At 31.6% G+C, this 17,465-nt stretch carries 13 protein-coding genes; all 13 read left to right on the top strand.

What is annotated here, in order from left to right; translation table 11 throughout:
- The first annotated feature begins 2 nt into the window (after positions 1 to 2).
- The 13 genes from GQS57_RS17935 to GQS57_RS17995 all read left to right on the top strand — a co-directional run bounded on the left by GQS57_RS17935 (position 3) and on the right by GQS57_RS17995 (position 16,238).
- On the top strand, positions 3 to 1,058 hold the full coding sequence (locus GQS57_RS17935) for an NAD(P)/FAD-dependent oxidoreductase (protein ID WP_165734355.1): 1,056 nt from the start codon (positions 3 to 5) through the stop codon (positions 1,056 to 1,058).
- A gap of 113 nt (positions 1,059 to 1,171) precedes the next feature.
- Entirely contained in the window at positions 1,172 to 1,495 is a 324-nt protein-coding gene (locus GQS57_RS17940; RefSeq protein WP_165734356.1) for a hypothetical protein, read from the top strand.
- Positions 1,496 to 1,743: 248 nt separating this feature from the next.
- The gene (locus GQS57_RS17945) at positions 1,744 to 2,901 is read left to right on the top strand and encodes a homogentisate 1,2-dioxygenase (protein ID WP_165734357.1); all 1,158 of its coding nucleotides are present in this window, start codon (positions 1,744 to 1,746) and stop codon (positions 2,899 to 2,901) included.
- A gap of 227 nt (positions 2,902 to 3,128) precedes the next feature.
- Entirely contained in the window at positions 3,129 to 4,289 is a 1,161-nt protein-coding gene (hppD, locus tag GQS57_RS17950) for a 4-hydroxyphenylpyruvate dioxygenase (protein WP_165734358.1), read from the top strand.
- A gap of 206 nt (positions 4,290 to 4,495) precedes the next feature.
- Positions 4,496 to 5,413 (top strand): tryptophan 2,3-dioxygenase family protein, encoded by a 918-nt coding sequence (locus tag GQS57_RS17955; protein ID WP_165734359.1) that lies wholly within the window; start codon positions 4,496 to 4,498, stop codon positions 5,411 to 5,413.
- Between the two features lie 101 nt (positions 5,414 to 5,514).
- Positions 5,515 to 6,285 carry a DUF3108 domain-containing protein gene (locus tag GQS57_RS17960; protein ID WP_165734360.1) on the top strand — a complete coding sequence of 257 codons (771 nt, stop codon included), beginning with the start codon at positions 5,515 to 5,517 and terminating at the stop codon, positions 6,283 to 6,285.
- Between the two features lie 100 nt (positions 6,286 to 6,385).
- Entirely contained in the window at positions 6,386 to 7,654 is a 1,269-nt protein-coding gene (locus GQS57_RS17965) for a peptidoglycan DD-metalloendopeptidase family protein (protein ID WP_165734361.1), read from the top strand.
- A 7-nt stretch (positions 7,655 to 7,661) separates the two neighbouring features.
- Complete coding sequence (gene pgi / locus GQS57_RS17970) at positions 7,662 to 9,230, top strand: glucose-6-phosphate isomerase (RefSeq protein WP_165734362.1); 1,569 nt, start codon at positions 7,662 to 7,664, stop codon at positions 9,228 to 9,230.
- A 362-nt stretch (positions 9,231 to 9,592) separates the two neighbouring features.
- Complete coding sequence (locus tag GQS57_RS17975; protein ID WP_165734363.1) at positions 9,593 to 12,133, top strand: carboxypeptidase-like regulatory domain-containing protein; 2,541 nt, start codon at positions 9,593 to 9,595, stop codon at positions 12,131 to 12,133.
- Positions 12,134 to 12,146: 13 nt separating this feature from the next.
- Entirely contained in the window at positions 12,147 to 13,955 is a 1,809-nt protein-coding gene (locus GQS57_RS17980) for a hypothetical protein (protein WP_165734364.1), read from the top strand.
- 100 nt (positions 13,956 to 14,055) lie between these two features.
- On the top strand, positions 14,056 to 14,478 hold the full coding sequence (locus GQS57_RS17985) for a hypothetical protein (RefSeq protein WP_165734365.1): 423 nt from the start codon (positions 14,056 to 14,058) through the stop codon (positions 14,476 to 14,478).
- A gap of 43 nt (positions 14,479 to 14,521) precedes the next feature.
- Entirely contained in the window at positions 14,522 to 15,250 is a 729-nt protein-coding gene (locus GQS57_RS17990) for a 1-acyl-sn-glycerol-3-phosphate acyltransferase (RefSeq protein WP_165734366.1), read from the top strand.
- Positions 15,251 to 15,254: 4 nt separating this feature from the next.
- Positions 15,255 to 16,238 carry an acyl-ACP desaturase gene (locus tag GQS57_RS17995; RefSeq protein ID WP_165734367.1) on the top strand — a complete coding sequence of 328 codons (984 nt, stop codon included), beginning with the start codon at positions 15,255 to 15,257 and terminating at the stop codon, positions 16,236 to 16,238.
- Positions 16,239 to 17,465 lie beyond the last annotated feature (1,227 nt).

A 17,465-nucleotide genomic window follows, 5' to 3' on the forward strand; every position in this document is an offset into this window, starting at 1 on the left:
AAGTGATTACTACAGATATCTTAATTATTGGTGCAGGACCCACAGGTTTATTTACTGTTTTCGAAGCAGGTTTATTAAAATTACGTTGTCATTTAATAGATGCGTTGCCGCAAGCAGGCGGACAATGTTCAGAAATTTATCCTAAGAAACCTATTTATGATATTCCTGCCTATCCAGAAATTTTAGCAGGCGATTTAACGGATAAACTAATGGAGCAAATTAAACAATTTGAACCAGGTTTTACATTAGGAGAACGTGCAGAAACAATAGATAAACAAGAAGATGGTACTTTTGTAGTTACTACAAATAAAGAGACAAAACATCATGCAAAAATAGTAGCAATTGCAGGTGGTTTAGGTTCTTTTGAGCCAAGAAAACCACCAATTCCAAATATTGCAGATTTCGAAGACAAAGGAGTAGAATATATTATTCGTGATCCGGAGTTTTATAGAGATAAGAAAGTAGTCATTTCTGGTGGAGGAGATTCTGCATTAGACTGGTCTATATTTTTAACAGACGTCGCTTCATCTGTAACATTAATTCACAGAAGAAACGAATTTAGAGGAGCTTTAGATTCTGTAGACAAAGTGCAAGAATTAAAAGATGCTGGTAAAATTACCATGATAACGCCTGCAGAAGTAAAAGGAATTGAGGGTACAGATAAAGTAACCGGAGTTTCTGTTGTTAAAAAAGGAGAAGAACCTTTTATCGTTGAAGCAGATCATTTTATTCCACTTTTTGGTTTGTCACCAAAACTAGGTCCAATTTCAAATTGGGGATTAGAAATAGAAAAAAACGCCATTAAAGTAAACAATGCGTTAGATTACCAGACCAATATACCGGGAATTTATGCCATTGGAGATGTAAATACCTATCCAGGTAAATTAAAGTTAATTCTTTGTGGATTTCACGAAGCTACTTTAATGTGTCAGAGTGCGTATCAACGTATTTTTCCAGATAAAAAATATGTAATGAAGTACACAACTGTTGGAGGTGTAGAAGGTTTTGACGGATCTAAAAAAGAAGCGCCAAAAGCCGTGGTTAAAAAGATAGAGTAATTAACTTATAATTTTTAACTAGTTTTATAATATTATTAAAAAGACCCTTCAGGTTTCAAAAACCTGAAGGGTCTTTTTAATTTTTTTACTTATCTTAGATAAAATTATAAACGATGAATAGCCTTAATTTATTACCTTTTTTTCCTTTTTACGATAGGGTTTTAACTGCATATGATTTATTAATGTTTAGTTTTGGTTCATTTGTAGTAATTTCATTTTTACTTTTTTATTACCACAAGATTCCAAAAAATAATTCTCCAAAAAGTAAATTAGACCATCCATTATATCAATCAAATGATATTTTACTACAATCTAATAGTACAGATGTTGGTTTTAAAACTGCAGAAATAAAAACGTCTTCTTTGATTACTATTTTAGCGTGTATTTTAATTCTTTTAATAGCATTTACTCCTTTTCAAGATTTTTTAAGATTATAGTTTTTAATTCTGTAAATCAATCTTCTAACAATCTTTTGTTATATTTGTAGAACAACGAAATCGATTGCGATGTTTTTAGACTTACTTATATATCTTAAATTCTTTATAAAGCGAAATCCAGAATGATGAGCAATGTGCTGTCATTCTGAACTAGTTTCATAATCTCTTAATTAAAATCTAAATCTTTATTCAAAGAACTATTTAGGTTTTATTCATTCATTTTTTTAATCATTTAATACATTAAAATTATGCCTTTTTATCATAAGCTAGGGACAATTCCACCCAAAAGACACACGCAATTTCGTAAAAAAGACGGCAGTTTGTATTATGAACAATTGTTTGGTACCATTGGTTTCGACGGAATGTCTACCAACTCATATCACGAGCACAGACCAACCATGGTTAAATATATAGGTAAACAATATTCTGTAAAACCAAAAATTGCCAAAGCAAATAACATTCAGTCGTATCGTTTTCGCGGATTTCAAGTTCCATCAGAAAATGACTATTTAGAAAGTAGAAAAATTGTTTTAACAAATTCTGATTGTAATATTATTTTATCAGCACCCAAAAAGTCGACCACAGATTATTTCTATAAAAACACAGATGCAGATGAGGTTATTTTCATTCATAAAGGAACCGGGAAATTAAGAACACATCTTGGTAATATCAACTTTAAATACGGCGATTACTTGGTAATTCCACGTGGAATTATCTACAAACTAGATTTCGATGATGAAAACAACAGACTTTTTATTGTAGAATCCTATTCGCCAGTATATACACCAAAAAGATACAGAAACTACTTTGGTCAGTTGTTAGAGCATTCGCCATTTTGCGAGCGAGATTTAAGAAGACCAGAAGAATTAGAAACCTATAATGAGTTAGGCGATTTCTTAATCAAAGTAAAAAAACAAGGCGAGATTATAGAAATGATTTACGCTTCGCATCCTTTTGATGTAGTGGGTTACGACGGTTATAATTTTCCGTATGCATTTTCAATTCATGATTTTGAGCCGATAACGGGTCGCGTTCATCAACCGCCACCAGTGCATCAAACCTTCGAAACAAACACATTTGTAATTTGCAGTTTTGTGCCACGTTTATATGATTATCATCCAAACTCAATTCCTGCACCATATAACCACAGTAATATAGATTCTGACGAGGTTTTATATTATGTAGATGGCGATTTTATGAGTAGAAACGACATCGACCAAGGTCATATTTCCTTGCATCCAGCCGGAATTCCACATGGTCCACACCCAGGAACCATAGAAAAAAGTATTGGTAAAACAAAAACCGAAGAATTGGCCGTTATGGTAGATACTTTTAAGCCTTTAATGGTTACTGAAGAAGCCATGAAAATTGCCGATGAAGACTATTTTAAATCGTGGTTAGAGTAGCATAATTTTTAGAAGCTATTTCCTGCTTTTCGTTATATCTTTTTGTAAAAAACAAAAAGGATGTCACTGCAATTAGGGCTAAGAATTTCTGCTGGCAGATAGCTTTGTTAAAGGGCAATATCAATTAAAATACTTTTAATATCCCTGAAAGGGTTGCGTGTAATTAAAATAATAAAAAATAAGACCTCACAGGTTTTTAAAACCTGTGAGGTCTACAAAATATAAAGATGGCAAAAGAAATAAAATCAGTAAACTACGGTTTAGAAAAAATATTTGAAGGTGCACAAGATTTCCTTCCATTGTTAGGAACAGATTACGTAGAGTTTTACGTTGGTAATGCAAAACAAGCAGCTCACTTTTACAAAACAGCATTCGGGTTTCAGTCGCACGCATATCGTGGTTTAGAAACGGGTTCAAAAGATTCGGTAAGTTATGTATTAACACAAGACAAAATAAAGTTGATGTTAACAACTCCGCTAAATAGCAAATCGCCAATTAACAACCATATTGTAAAACATGGCGACAGCGTAAAAATTATTGCACTTTGGGTAGAAGATGCTAGAAAATCGTATGCAGAAACAACGTCCCGCGGAGCGAAATCTTATATGGAACCAACCGTAGAAAAAGACGAGTTCGGTGAAGTTGTAAGAGCAGGAATCTATACGTACGGAGAAACCGTACATATGTTTGTTGAGCGTAAAAACTACAAAGGCGCATTTTTACCAGGTTTTCAAAAATGGGAATCAGATTACAATCCGCCAGGGGCAGGTTTAAAATACATAGACCACATGGTAGGTAATGTTGGTTGGAATCAAATGAATACATGGGTGAAGTTTTATGAAGATGTTATGGGCTTCGTTAACTTTTTATCTTTTGATGACAAGCAAATTCACACAGAATATTCTGCGTTAATGAGTAAAGTAATGTCTAACGGAAATGGAAGAATCAAATTCCCAATAAATGAACCTGCAGAAGGGAAAAAACGTTCTCAAATTGAAGAATATTTAGATTTTTACGAAGGTTCGGGTGTGCAACATATTGCAGTTGCTACAGATGATATTATAAAAACGGTGGGCCAATTAAAAGCTAACGGAGTAGAGTTTTTATCAACGCCACCAGAGGAATATTATAATGCAGTTCCTGGAAGATTACAAGAATACAGTCATGAATTAAGAGAAGATATCGAAAAGTTAAAAGATTTAGGTATTATGATAGATGCTGATGAAGAAGGGTATTTATTACAAATTTTTACCAAACCGGTAGAAGACAGGCCAACCTTGTTTTTCGAAATTATTCAAAGAATGGGGGCAAAAGGTTTTGGAGCAGGAAACTTTAAAGCATTGTTCGAATCGATAGAAAGAGAGCAAGCAAAAAGAGGAACTCTTTAGTAAATACTAAGATTTCACTAGCAGTAAACAGTTGCATACTCAATATCCTACAGGGTTTCAAAAACCTTGTAGGTATAAATTGAATTAATACGAACTGGGAATATGTATTGCGCTATTAATATCAATTTTTATATTAAATTGCCATTAAAGTCCAAGAATCAAAGTTTATCTTGTCTCTTGACTCTAAAAATATAGATTTTAAAAGCATGAATAGAGACGAAATACTAAAAGCAATAGAAGAAAAGTACGATAAATTAGGCGTTCCTGTAGATTCTATGCTAGAAGGTTTGTTGTGGAGTACTCCAATTACGTATTGGGATTATATTCAAACAGATGCACTTTTAGGCTTGCAAACCCCAAGAACCACACAACCAGATGAAATGGTTTTTATCATGTATCATCAAGTAAACGAGTTGTTATTTAAAATGATTTTGTGGGAAATTGATCAGGTTGCCAAAACAATTGAAGTCACTGCAGATAAATTTTCTTTGCATTTGGGTAGAATCAGTCGATATTTTGATATGTTGTGTAGTTCTTTTAATGTGATGGCAGACGGAATGGAAAAAGAACAATATTTAAAATTTAGAAATACATTAACGCCTGCTAGTGGTTTTCAATCTGCTCAGTATCGGAAAATAGAATTTGCATCTACAGAATTAATCAATTTAATAGATGTGCGTTTTAGAGATGAAATAGATAGAAATTCGTCTTTTAAAAACGCCTACAATCACTTGTATTGGCAAGCAGCTGGTAAAAATTATACTACGGGCCAAAAATCAACCTTATTAAATCTTTTTGAACAAAAATATATGGGAGATTTTATAGATTTTATGGAAGATTATAATGATATTAACCTGTCTTTAAAGTTTAAACAATTGCCCAAAGAAGTTCAAGAAAATGAAGAATTAATTAAAGCCATGCGTCATTATGATTATACTGTAAATGTAAAATGGGTAATGGCACATTATAATGCGGCAGCAAAATATATTGGTGGTAAAGAGAAAGATTTAGAAGCAACGGGAGGTAGTAGTTGGCGTAAATATATGCACCCGAAATACCAACGAAGAATATTTTATCCATATTTATGGAGCGAAGAGGAATTGAAAAACTGGGGAACATTTTAAGGTTATTTATTCCTTAAGGATACAGTATTAAATAGTTAATAAGTTGCTTTTTATCGTTTTGGAACGGTAATTGTCATTACTTTTTTATAAGTTTGATTTTTATGAAAAGATATACCCTATTATTTTTTGCCCTTGTTTTTTTGACAACTACTAATAGTCAAGATAATTTAAAAGCTTTTAAAAGCGGAGAGTCATTACGTTATAAAATGAGTTACAGTGGTTTTTTAAGAGCTGGAACTGCGGTTTTAGAAGTGAATGAAAAAGAGCTTAATGGCAAAACAGTTTTTTATACAAAAGGAAAAGGTTGGACTTCTGGGATGATAAAATGGTTTTTTGAAGTAGATGATGTATATGAATCTTATTTTGATAAAGATTCCGTAAAACCTTATCTTTTTAAAAGAAAGATTGATGAAGGTGGTTATAAAAAACATAGAATTACTTCTTTTAATTATAACTCTAAGAAAGCTTACGTTCAGGATTTTACTATTCAGAAAGATACTTCTGTGGCTTTTACGAATGTACAAGACATACTTTCTTCTTTTTACTATTTAAGAAATAAAGATGTTTCAGGTATGAAAATAGGTGAGGAAATTGCGATAGATATGTTTTTAGATTCTCAAGTATATCCTTTTAAATTACGTTTCTTAGGTACAGAAACCTTAAAAACAAAATTCGGAAAAGTAAATACGTTAATTTTTAGACCTTTGGTGCAATCTGGTAGAGTTTTTAAAGCACAAGAAAGTGTTACACTTTGGATAACTGCTGATGCCAATAAAATTCCAATAAAAATTAAAGCAGACTTAGCTGTTGGCTCTTTAAGAGCTGAACTAGAGACGTATAAGGGCTTGGCAAATCCTTTCGTTAAAAATTAAGAAATTTTTAACGAAACCGTTATCGGAAGTTCATAAAGATAGCGGCCTTAGAAATATTTTTTATTTGTACTTTTGAAACCACATTCAATAGCACCTATTCTTGAGAAAAATAATCTTCCTTTTAGTCTTAATTACCTCTATATCATCTTGTAAGAAAGAGGTTGAGAAAACCGTTACACCTCCAAAAAAAGTAAAACCTAAACCTGTTTTTAAATATGGGTATAATACAGATGATTATAAAATAATTCAGGACACTATTAGAAGTGGAGAAAGTTTTGGTGAAATTTTAGATAGACACCATGTTGGTTACCCTAAAATTAGCGAAATATCTAACTCAATAAGAGAAGAGTTTGATGTTAGAAGATTAAGAGCAGGGAAACCTTATTTAATTTTATCGAGTAAAGATTCCTTAGCAGAGGCTAAGGTTTTTATTTATAAAAACAGTGTAATAAATGCGACAGTTATTGATTTTAAAGATTCAATAATTAAAGCACATGTTTATGCACAGCCAATAAAAACGGTTGAAAGAGTTGTAGAAGGAGTCATTTATTCTAATCTATCTAATACAATGGATAGTTTGCATTTATCATCAAGTTTAACGTATGCAGTTGCAGATATTTATGCTTGGACTTTAGATTTTTACAAACTTCAAAAAGGAGATTCATTTAAGCTTGTTTTTGAAGAGAAATATATAAAAGATTCTCTTTTTGCTGGATACGGAAATATTAAATCAGCAGTTTTTAACCATAATGGTGCAAATTTACTAGCCTTTAGATTTATTTCAGATTCTAAATTAGGGATTCCTGAGTATTATGATGAGAATGGAAACATGTTGCGTAGTCAGTTTTTAAAATCTCCTATTAAGTTTCAATACAGAATATCATCAAGATATAATTTAAGAAGAAGAATTGCCTATTATGGTAATAAAATTAAACCTCATAAAGGTACCGATTTTGCAGCAAAAATAGGAACGCCAATTTTAGCAACAGCAAGTGGAACTGTTGTAGAATCTACAAGAAGAGGTGGTAATGGTAAGTTTGTTAAAATTAAGCACAATAGTACATATTCAACCCAATATTTACACATGAGAAATCAGAATGTAAAGAAAGGTCAATATGTAAAACAAGGAGACGTTATTGGTTACGTAGGTATGACAGGTAATACTGGTGGACCTCATGTTTGTTATCGTTTTTGGAAACATGGACAGCAAGTAGATCCATTTAAAGAAAAATTACCTTCTGCAGAACCTTTAAAGAAAAGTTTATTACCAGAATATTTAGAGTTTATTAAACCGCTTAAATATCAATTAGAAAACAAAATTCTTCCGGTTGAAGAACCAGAAGTTATAGAAAGAATAGCACAAAATTAAAATAAAAATGGCTTTAAAAAACATCAACCCAACTACAACAAATGCTTGGAAAGCATTAACAGATCATTTTAATGATATTAAAAATATCAGCATAAAAGATTTAGATAAAGAAACCAATAGAAAAGAAGACTTTTCTTTAAATTTTGATGATTTATTAGTAGATTTTTCTAAGAATAGAGTTACTAAAGAAACTATTAAATTGCTAGTTGATTTAGCAAAAGAGGTAGATTTAAAAGATGCAATAGATAAGCAATATGCAGGTGAAGTAATTAATGTAACTGAAGGTAGAGAGGTGTTACATACCGCATTAAGAAGTACTTCTGATGAACCTATTTTAGTTGATGGAAAAAATATTAAGCCACAAATACAAGCTGCTTTAAGAAAAATTAAAAGTTTTTCTAACAAAGTTATTTCTGGTAAATGGAAAGGATATACAGGTAAAGCGATTACAGATATTGTTAATATAGGTATTGGTGGGTCTGATTTAGGACCAGATATGGTTGTAGAATCTTTAAAGTTTTACAAGAACCAATTAACAACACATTTTGTTTCTAATGTAGATGGGGATCACGTTTCTGAAGTGATGAAAACGTTAAACCCAGAAACAACTTTATTTGTAATTGTGTCTAAAACATTTACAACACAAGAGACTATTTCTAATGCGGAAACGCTTAAAAATTGGTTTTTAAAATCGGCAACTATTTTTGATATCCCAAAACACTTTGTGGCAGTTTCTACAAACTTAGAAGCAGTAGATAATTTTGGAATAGATAAAGCAAACGTTTTTCCTATGTGGAACTGGGTTGGTGGTCGTTTTTCACTTTGGTCTGGTGTTGGTTTGTCTATTAGTTTATCTGTAGGATATGATAATTATAAAGAACTTTTAGAAGGAGCAGAAGAAATGGATCTTCATTATAAAAATGAAGATTTCGAGAATAATATTCCGGTAATCTTAGCATTGTTAAGTGTTTGGTATAATAATTTTTATGGTGCAGAAACAGAAGCAGTTTTACCGTATTCTCAATATTTAGCAAAACTTCCAGCTTATTTACAACAAGCTATTATGGAAAGTAATGGTAAGGGGGTAGATAGAAATGGTGACAAAGTAAATTACCAAACAGGTACTATTGTTTGGGGAAGTACAGGTACCAATATGCAGCATGCTTTTATGCAATTAGTGCACCAAGGAACTAAATTAATTCCTGCAGATTTTATAGGATATAAAAAGTCTTTATATGGTTTAACAGATCATCATAAAAAATTAATGTCTAACTATTACGGGCAAATGGATGCATTGGCTTTTGGTAAAACAAAAGAAGAAGTGCATTTAGAATTAAAGTTTTCTGGTGATGAAGATAAAATTGCAAAACTGTTGCCTTTCAAAGTTTTTGAAGGAAACAGACCAAGTAACGCGATTCTTTTCGATAAGCTAACTCCACGTTCTTTAGGGAAACTTATTGCCATGTATGAGCATAAAATTTTTACACAAGGAATTTTATGGAACATTTATAGTTATGATCAATTTGGTGTAGAGTTAGGGAAAGAAATGGCTAAGAAATTATTGAGTAATTCTTAAAGATTTCTTTAAATTTACAACACAAAAAAGCCTGCTATATAGCAGGCTTTTTTGTGTTGTAAATAGGCTCTTTTACTTAACAATCAAAAGGAATTTATCTAAATCGACTCACTATGATAAGGGTGTCTTTAGATTACTGTCTTTAAATTATTTGGTTTCAATTTTTATTGTCGTTTTGTTAAGTATTTGGTAACCTTAAAATACAAGTTTATTTTATTGTAATAGTATAGTTTTTAGTTAAGAAAGTATAGTTTTATTGCTTTAGGTGTCTTAATTTTTTGTTAAACCTTAACATTAAGTTAACATTAAACGTCTGTAAAAAGAGGAATTTTGCAGAACATTTAATAATATAAAATTAAACAATGAGAAATTTTAAAAACTTATTATTTGTAGCACTACTATTAGTAACGGCTACTGTTTTAGGACAAACTAAAATTACTGGTACGGTTGTAGATGATACAAACCAACCTTTACCGGGCGCAAGTGTTGTTGTGAAAGGCACAACAAACGGTACATCAACAGATTTTGATGGAAAATTTACGCTAACAGCAGATGTTAATTCTGGCACTGTCGTTATTTCTTTTATTGGTTTTACAAATAGAGAAGTTACTTTTTCTACTTCAAAAGCTAATTTAAAAATGATTAAGTTAACTGAAGATGCTGGCGCTTTAGATGAAATAGTTGTTACAGCAACTTCTTTTGCTATTGGTAGAAAAACCCCAGTGGCAGTTTCTACAGTGAAAGCTGCAGATATTGAAGCTAAGTTAGGAAGTCAAGAATTTCCTGAAATTTTAAAATCTACTCCAGGAGTATATGCTACTAAACAAGGTGGTGGTTATGGAGATGGAGACATTAACTTACGTGGGTTTAGAACTCAAAATATTGCTGTTATGATTAACGGAATTCCTGTTAATGATATGGAAAACGGAGCAGTATATTGGTCTAACTGGGCTGGTTTATCAGATGTTACTTCTGCAATGCAAGTACAAAGAGGTTTAGGAGCTTCTAAAGTAGCTGTACCTTCTATTGGTGGTACAATTAACATTATTTCTAAATCTACAGATGCTTTAAAAGGTGGTGCTATAACAATGAGTACTGGTAATAATGGGTATCAAAAATATGGTATGACTTTATCTACAGGGATGATGGATAATGGTTTTGCTGTTACAGCATCTGCTTCTAAAATCTCTGGAGAAGGCTATGTAGACGGATTACAGTTTGAAGGAACTAATTACTTCTTAAATGTTTCTAAACAAATTAATGATAATCACAAATTATCTTTTAACGTTATTGGAACAATCCAAGAACATGGTCAAAGATTCAATAAAAGAACAATTGCACAATATAGAGCTACAGAACAAGGTGGTCAAAGATTTAATCCAGATTGGGGTTACAGAGATGGTAAAGTAGAAAATACTGCTTTTAACTCTTATCATAAACCTCAATTATCTGTAAATTATGATTGGACAATTTCTGATAAAACATTCTTAACTACATCTGTTTATGCATCTTTTGGTTCAGGTGGAGGTAGAAGAACTCAAGGAACAAAATTTACAAATAATGATTATAGATTAGGAGATATAGATCAACCAATCGATTTTGATTTAATTGTAGCAGAAAATAAAGCAAGTGGTGCTAATGGGGCAACAGATATTTTTGCTTCTTCAGAGAATTCTCATGAATGGTATGGTATTTTATCAACATTAAAAACTGAGTTAACAGAAACAATTACTTTTTCTGGAGGTATAGATGCAAGAGATTATGTTGGTTCTCACTGGTATGAGGTAACAGACCTTTTAGGTGGACAATATTACTTTAATGATGATCTTGATGAAAAAACAGGTGGTCAAGCATTAAAAGTTGGAGATAAATTTAGTAAAGACTATGATGGTCATGTTGGTAGATATGGTTTATTTGCACAATTAGAATATAGTAAAGATGATTTATCTGTATTTTTCTCATCTTCTGTATCTAACTCTGTATATAGTAAAGTAGATAGAATGTCTTATGGTGCTGAAGATAGAGAATCAGAATCAGCAGATTTCTTAGGATATAGTACAAAAGGTGGTGTTAACTTTAATATTGATGATGTACAAAACGTATTTGCTAATGTTGGATATTTATCAAGAGCTCCAATTTTTGACAATATATTTGATAGTGATTATTCTGTAGATTTATATGATGGAGCATTAAATGAAAAGGTATTTAGTGTAGAATTAGGTTATGGTTTTAAATCACAAATGTTTTCTGCAAACGTTAACTTATACAACACTTCTTGGTTAGATAGATTTATGACTTTTAGTCTTCCTGGAGCAAATAACACAGTTATTAAATCTAACGTAACAGGTTTAGACGCTTTACACCAAGGTATTGAAGTAGATTTCTTATTTAAACCAATGGATAAATTAGCTGTTACAGGTATGGCTTCTTTAGGAAACTGGAGATGGAAAGATAATGCATCTGCTACTACATTTGATGAAGCTACTGGAGATGTTATATCTAGTGGAACAGTATATGCAAAAGATTTAAAAGTATCAAATGCTGCACAAACAACATTTGCTTTAGGTCTTAAATATGACTTATTAGATAAAACAAGTGTTTCTTTAGATTATAATTACGCAGGAGACAACTATGCAACTATGAATGTTACATCTAGAACAGATGTAGATGATAGTGGAATTGACACATGGAAAATGCCTAACTTTCATTTATTTGATTTAGGACTTAGACATGGTTTCGAAATAGCTGGCTTATCTTCTACATTAAATGCAAATGTGAATAACCTTTTTAATGTAGAATACATTTCAAATGCAGATAATGGTTCAAACTCAAACTATGATACTGCACAAGTTTATTATGGAGCAGGAAGAACGTTTAGTTTAGGGTTAAAAGTTAAATTTTAGAAAAACATAAAGAATGAAAAAAATACTTTTATTATTAACAGTTTTTTCAATGGTTTTCACTTCTTGTGATCCATTAGAAGATATATATGAAGAAGTTGATGCTAATGCATCTGGTATTGTTGGGGAAGTAGTATATACACTTACTGATGAAGATTATGAAACTTTAGACTTGTCTTATGGTAGTTTTAATTCAGAAGATGAAGCAAAAGAAGCTTTACCTGGTTTTTTATCTGGTAAATACCCAGTTTGGGGAAAAGGTTCTGCTGCATTAGTTTCATATGATTTATATGTAGGAAATGCTTTTTCTGTAGATAACTATACTTTAAGCTTAGAGGATTATGCAACTAGCGGAAGTACTTTATTAGGGTTTGAAGTTACTGCAACGCCAGCAGACTATTTAGCGGATATCATTACAAGCGAATATGACGAAGCTAATGAAGGAGATTATGTATCTGCTTATTATGACCAATATACAGGTAGCGTATTTACGGTAACTCCTGAGGTTTCTTTAGATGAAACTTTAGATTATGGTACAGTTTCTGGAGATTTAACAACTATTTCTGCAGGAACTTGGGTTAATCATTCAGGTGCTGCTAATGAATTAATGTATGCAGCTGAAGGTTTAACAATGGCAGATTATCCATCTTCAAATGTTGGTGGTGCATTAGAAATTTCTACTGCTGGTTCAGAAGATGTAAATACAGCTATTTCTCCAGAATTAACTTCAAATAAAGTATACTCTAGTGCTTTAATTAAATTAAGTGAAGTAGGTGACGGAACTTATTTTTTCCACTTAATGGAAGAAGAAGGTTTTAGTTTTTCTGCAAGAACTGGAGCTAAAAGTGATGGTAATGGAAAAGTATTATTTGGTATAGGTGCTAGTTCTAGTTCATTAACTTACGGAACAACTGCTTACGATTTAGATACAACTTACCTAATAGTAGCTTCATATGAAGTAGAAACTGGTATTTCTAACTTATATGTTTTAACTACTGTTTCAGATACAGAGCCAGCTAGCCCAGAAGCTACTAGTACAGGTAATTCTGGTAATTCTGCAAATAAAATTGGAATTCGTCAAGGTGGTGGTGGACCAACTGCACTTATTGATGGTATCCGTGTTGCAAACACTTGGTCTTCTATTATGAGTAATGAAACTTTAGAAGATGAAACTGTAGGTAATAAAGAAACGTATAATGCAATTTATACTTATACTGGTGGTGCTTGGGCATTACCATCTGATAATGGTTTTTACTCATTAACTGATGTAGATTTTGCTTCAATAGGTATCGAAAACTTTGGAAGTTCAACTTCTGCAGATGATTATTTACCAGCATTCTTAAATCTTAAATTTCCTTATGCATTAGAAGGAGATGTATTAAATGTATTGTATAAATATGTTTCTAGTTCAAGTGGAGAGCAAATACGTGGAGATGCGTACACAAAAACAGCTGGTGTTTGGATGGCACATGAGTCTACAACAGTTGCTTCTTTACAGTTAGCACATGACGGTGCTAATTGGGTACCAGATAATACTATTAAATATGAATTAGTTGATGCAGATTATACATTAATTAAAGATACGTATGGAGAAAATCCAGATTTTGCAGCTGCTGTTGCAAACTTAGATACTTATGGTAACATCAGTACTTTTAACTGGACTGATGAGCAAATTGACACTGTAATTAATACAGTAATTAATGCGCACTTCTCAGGTATGGAAGAAGGACAAAAATTTGCAATTACAGTTTTTGTTTATAACGGTTCTGCTCAAAATGTAGTTTACAGATATGTTTTAAATGGAGATACTTACGTAAGAGATTAACTTTTTCTTACATAAATTCTTAAAACCACCTCAAATGAGGTGGTTTTTTTATTATTAAAATTAGTAACTTTACAGCTTTAAAAATCTATTAAAAAATATAATGAAAGACGTACATTCATATTGGGCTTATTTAGTATTAGCAATTTTAATCTTTACAGTATTTAATGCTATTACAGGTGTCATTAAAAAAAGAACATTTACAGACAAAGATTTAAGATTAGGGTTGTTTACCTTAATTCTATCTCATATTCAATTATTAATTGGTTTAGGATGGTATTTTATGTCACCTTGGTATAAAGCATTAAAAGCTAACGGGGGTGAAGTTATGGGAGACAAAGCTGCAAGATTGTTAGCGGTAGAACATCCTTTAATGATGATTATTGCTATTGTACTTATAACAATAGGTTGGTCTAAACATAAAAAGAAAACAGAAGACACTGCAAAATTTAAAACGTTTGCAATCTTTTACGGAATTGCTTTATTATTAATTCTTTCTAGAATACCTTGGAGTAACTGGTTTTAATAACTAACATTTCTGCCTAAGTAGAAACCTTTATTAGAGTTCAATGAAAATTTTAAGTTATATAGTATCACCAATTTTTATATTGGTGTTTTTTTTAAGTCTAGTTATATTTCATCCATTACAATGGTTGGGTTTAAAAATATTTGGATATAAAGGACATCAGTTGGTGGTAGATTACATGAACTGGTTTTTATCCAAAACACTATTAATTCTAGGAGTCGTTGTAAAGGTTAATAATTCGTATAAGTTACCAGAAAATTGTTCACTTATTTTTGTGTCCAACCATCAAAGTATGTTTGATATTTCTCCAATTAGTTGGACGTTTAGAAAGTATCAACCAAAATTTGTATCAAAAAAAGAGTTAGGTAAAGGCATACCAAGTATTTCATTTAACCTAAGGCATGGTGGTGCGGCATTAATAGATAGAAAAGATCCAAAGCAAGCAATTTCTGCTTTAATAACCTTTTCCAAAAAAATAAAGGATAATAAATGGGGGGCTGTTATCTTCCCAGAAGGAACTAGGAGTAGAGACGGTAAGCCTAAGAAATTTGCAATAAACGGACTAAAAGTCATCACAAAAGTCAATAAAGAGGGCTATATTGTGCCGATTACCATAAATAATTCGTGGAAAATTTTTAAATACGGAAAATTTCCATTAGGTTTAGGTAGTCCAATTACATTTACAGTTCATCAACCCGTAAAAATAAACACTTTACCTTTTGATGAATTATTAGAAAAAACAGAATCAGTTATTAAAGAACACATAAATTAAAACCATGTCTATACACAACGTAAGAAAAGAAGTGATGCTAACTTTAGAAAAAAGTATGGATCGCTTTATGGAAAAATATTTAATCCCTGCAGAAAAAATCTGGCAGCCAACAGACTTTTTGCCTAATTCTCAAAAAGACTCTTTTATTACAGAGGTAGAAGAAATTAGAGAATTATCTAAAGAGTTGCATGACGATTTTTGGGTTGTACTTGTAGGAGATACCATTACAGAAGAAGCATTACCAACATACGAATCTTGGTTATTAGATTTAGATGGAGTATGCCAAGACCCAGACAATAGTTGGGCAAAATGGGTAAGAACCTGGACAGCAGAAGAAAACAGACACGGTGACGTGTTAAATAAGTACTTGTACTTATCTGGGCGAGTAAATATGCGAGAAGTAGAAATTTCTACACAACACTTAATTGCAGATGGTTTTGATATTGGTACATCAACAGATCCATATAAGAACTTTGTCTACACTAGTTTTCAAGAATTAGCAACCTATGTTTCACACAACAATGTAGCTAAAATTGCTCGTAAAAAAGGACACAAAGCCTTGGCTAAAATGTCTAAGATTATTGCAGGAGACGAAATGCGTCACCACAAAGCATATACAGAATTCGTAAAAGAAATCTTTAAAATTGATCCTAGTGAAATGATGTTGGCTTTTCAACACATGATGAAGTACAAAATTGTAATGCCTGCAATGCACTTAAGGGAATCTTTTGAAGAAAAAGGAACTTTGTTCGATGATTTTTCTATCGTTGCACAAAGAGTAGGTGTTTATACAGGTTTCGATTATGTAGATATTATTAGAAAGCTAAACGAAGCTTGGGAAATTGATAAAATTACCAATCTTACGCCAGAAGCAGAAAAAGCAAGAGATTATCTAATGAAATTACCAGACAGAATGTACCGAATTACAGAAAGAATTGTAGTTCCTCAAACTGACTTTAAATTCAAATGGATGTTAAATCCTAGTTAGTATTAGAACCTATTTCGTGCAAGGAGTTTATTTTGAGCAAAGTCGAAAGGTTAAGAATATCAACAGTTATTCGAACGACTACAATCAGGGCTAAACTAGTTTGCTAACTAAAGTCATAGCAAAGCAACTATTTTGTATGATATAGCAATTTTATATAAGAAAGATCAGTCCCTTCAGGTTTAAAAAACCTTAAGGGGCTTTTTTATTTTAATACAATAATGGTTTCTGTGCTCTATCTGGTCAACTTTTTTGATGTTTATTTGTAATTGTTCGCATGTATAGAGTTCTAGTAAAGTAAATATAATTGGAGTTTTCATTAAAACATCAAAATTTGTCACTTCGAATTATTGAGAAGTCCCATGACAGTGATGATGTCAAACTGTATGTAAAAGGTGTATTGTAAAAAAAGATGTAGTTAATTAATTAGTAGTTCTAAATAGGTTCAAAACCTAATTCTATGAGTTTATAAGAAAAACACGTCATTGCGGGTAACAGTCCTTTTCGAGGAGCGAAGTAATTTTACCTTCTATTTACATCTAATAATAAATTATTTGTAGAAGTGTTTCTCTCCTATATTAGATCATATGTTCTTCCTTTTTTTGTAAAATCTATATTAAGAAAATCATTCTAACACTCCGAGGATAATTAACCTATGTGATTTTTACCAAAAAAAAACATATCAATAACTATTATTGCGCCAGAAATAATGTAATCCTTAACGAACCAAACACATTCCAACCACACTATTTCATGAAACACTCCATATTTTATCAAACCTCAAACAACCAAAAGACCTATTTGCATTAAAATTGATCGTCCATCCAGCCTATGATTTCTATGTTCCTATGTGTTTAAAACAAGCATCCACCTCCAAAACCACTCCAATCCCTAAAACCTTCCAAACTCCCTCAAAAAAACTTCCTTCATAAACTACTAAAAACAAGCCTCTTAAAACCCATTGTAAAATTAAATTAAAATAAAGGTAAAAAAATAGTTGTTAGATTAAAAATGAGTTGTAAGTTTGCACCCGCTAACAGTAATATCACACAGTTGGCAACGTTCATTGAGGAGTTGTAAGTAAGGTGAGGATTAGTTGTTTATCTAGATAAAATGTCAAAATTTTATAAAAAATAAAATAACAATTTCCTTAGGTTTGTAATTAAAAAGAGTTGTATGTTTGCAGTCCGAAATTTTCGGCAAAAACGTTCAGAGTTTTTTAGTTTTACA

Source organism: Polaribacter sp. 20A6 (assembly GCF_011378915.1).
Classification (GTDB): Bacteria; Bacteroidota; Bacteroidia; order Flavobacteriales; family Flavobacteriaceae; genus Polaribacter; species Polaribacter sejongensis.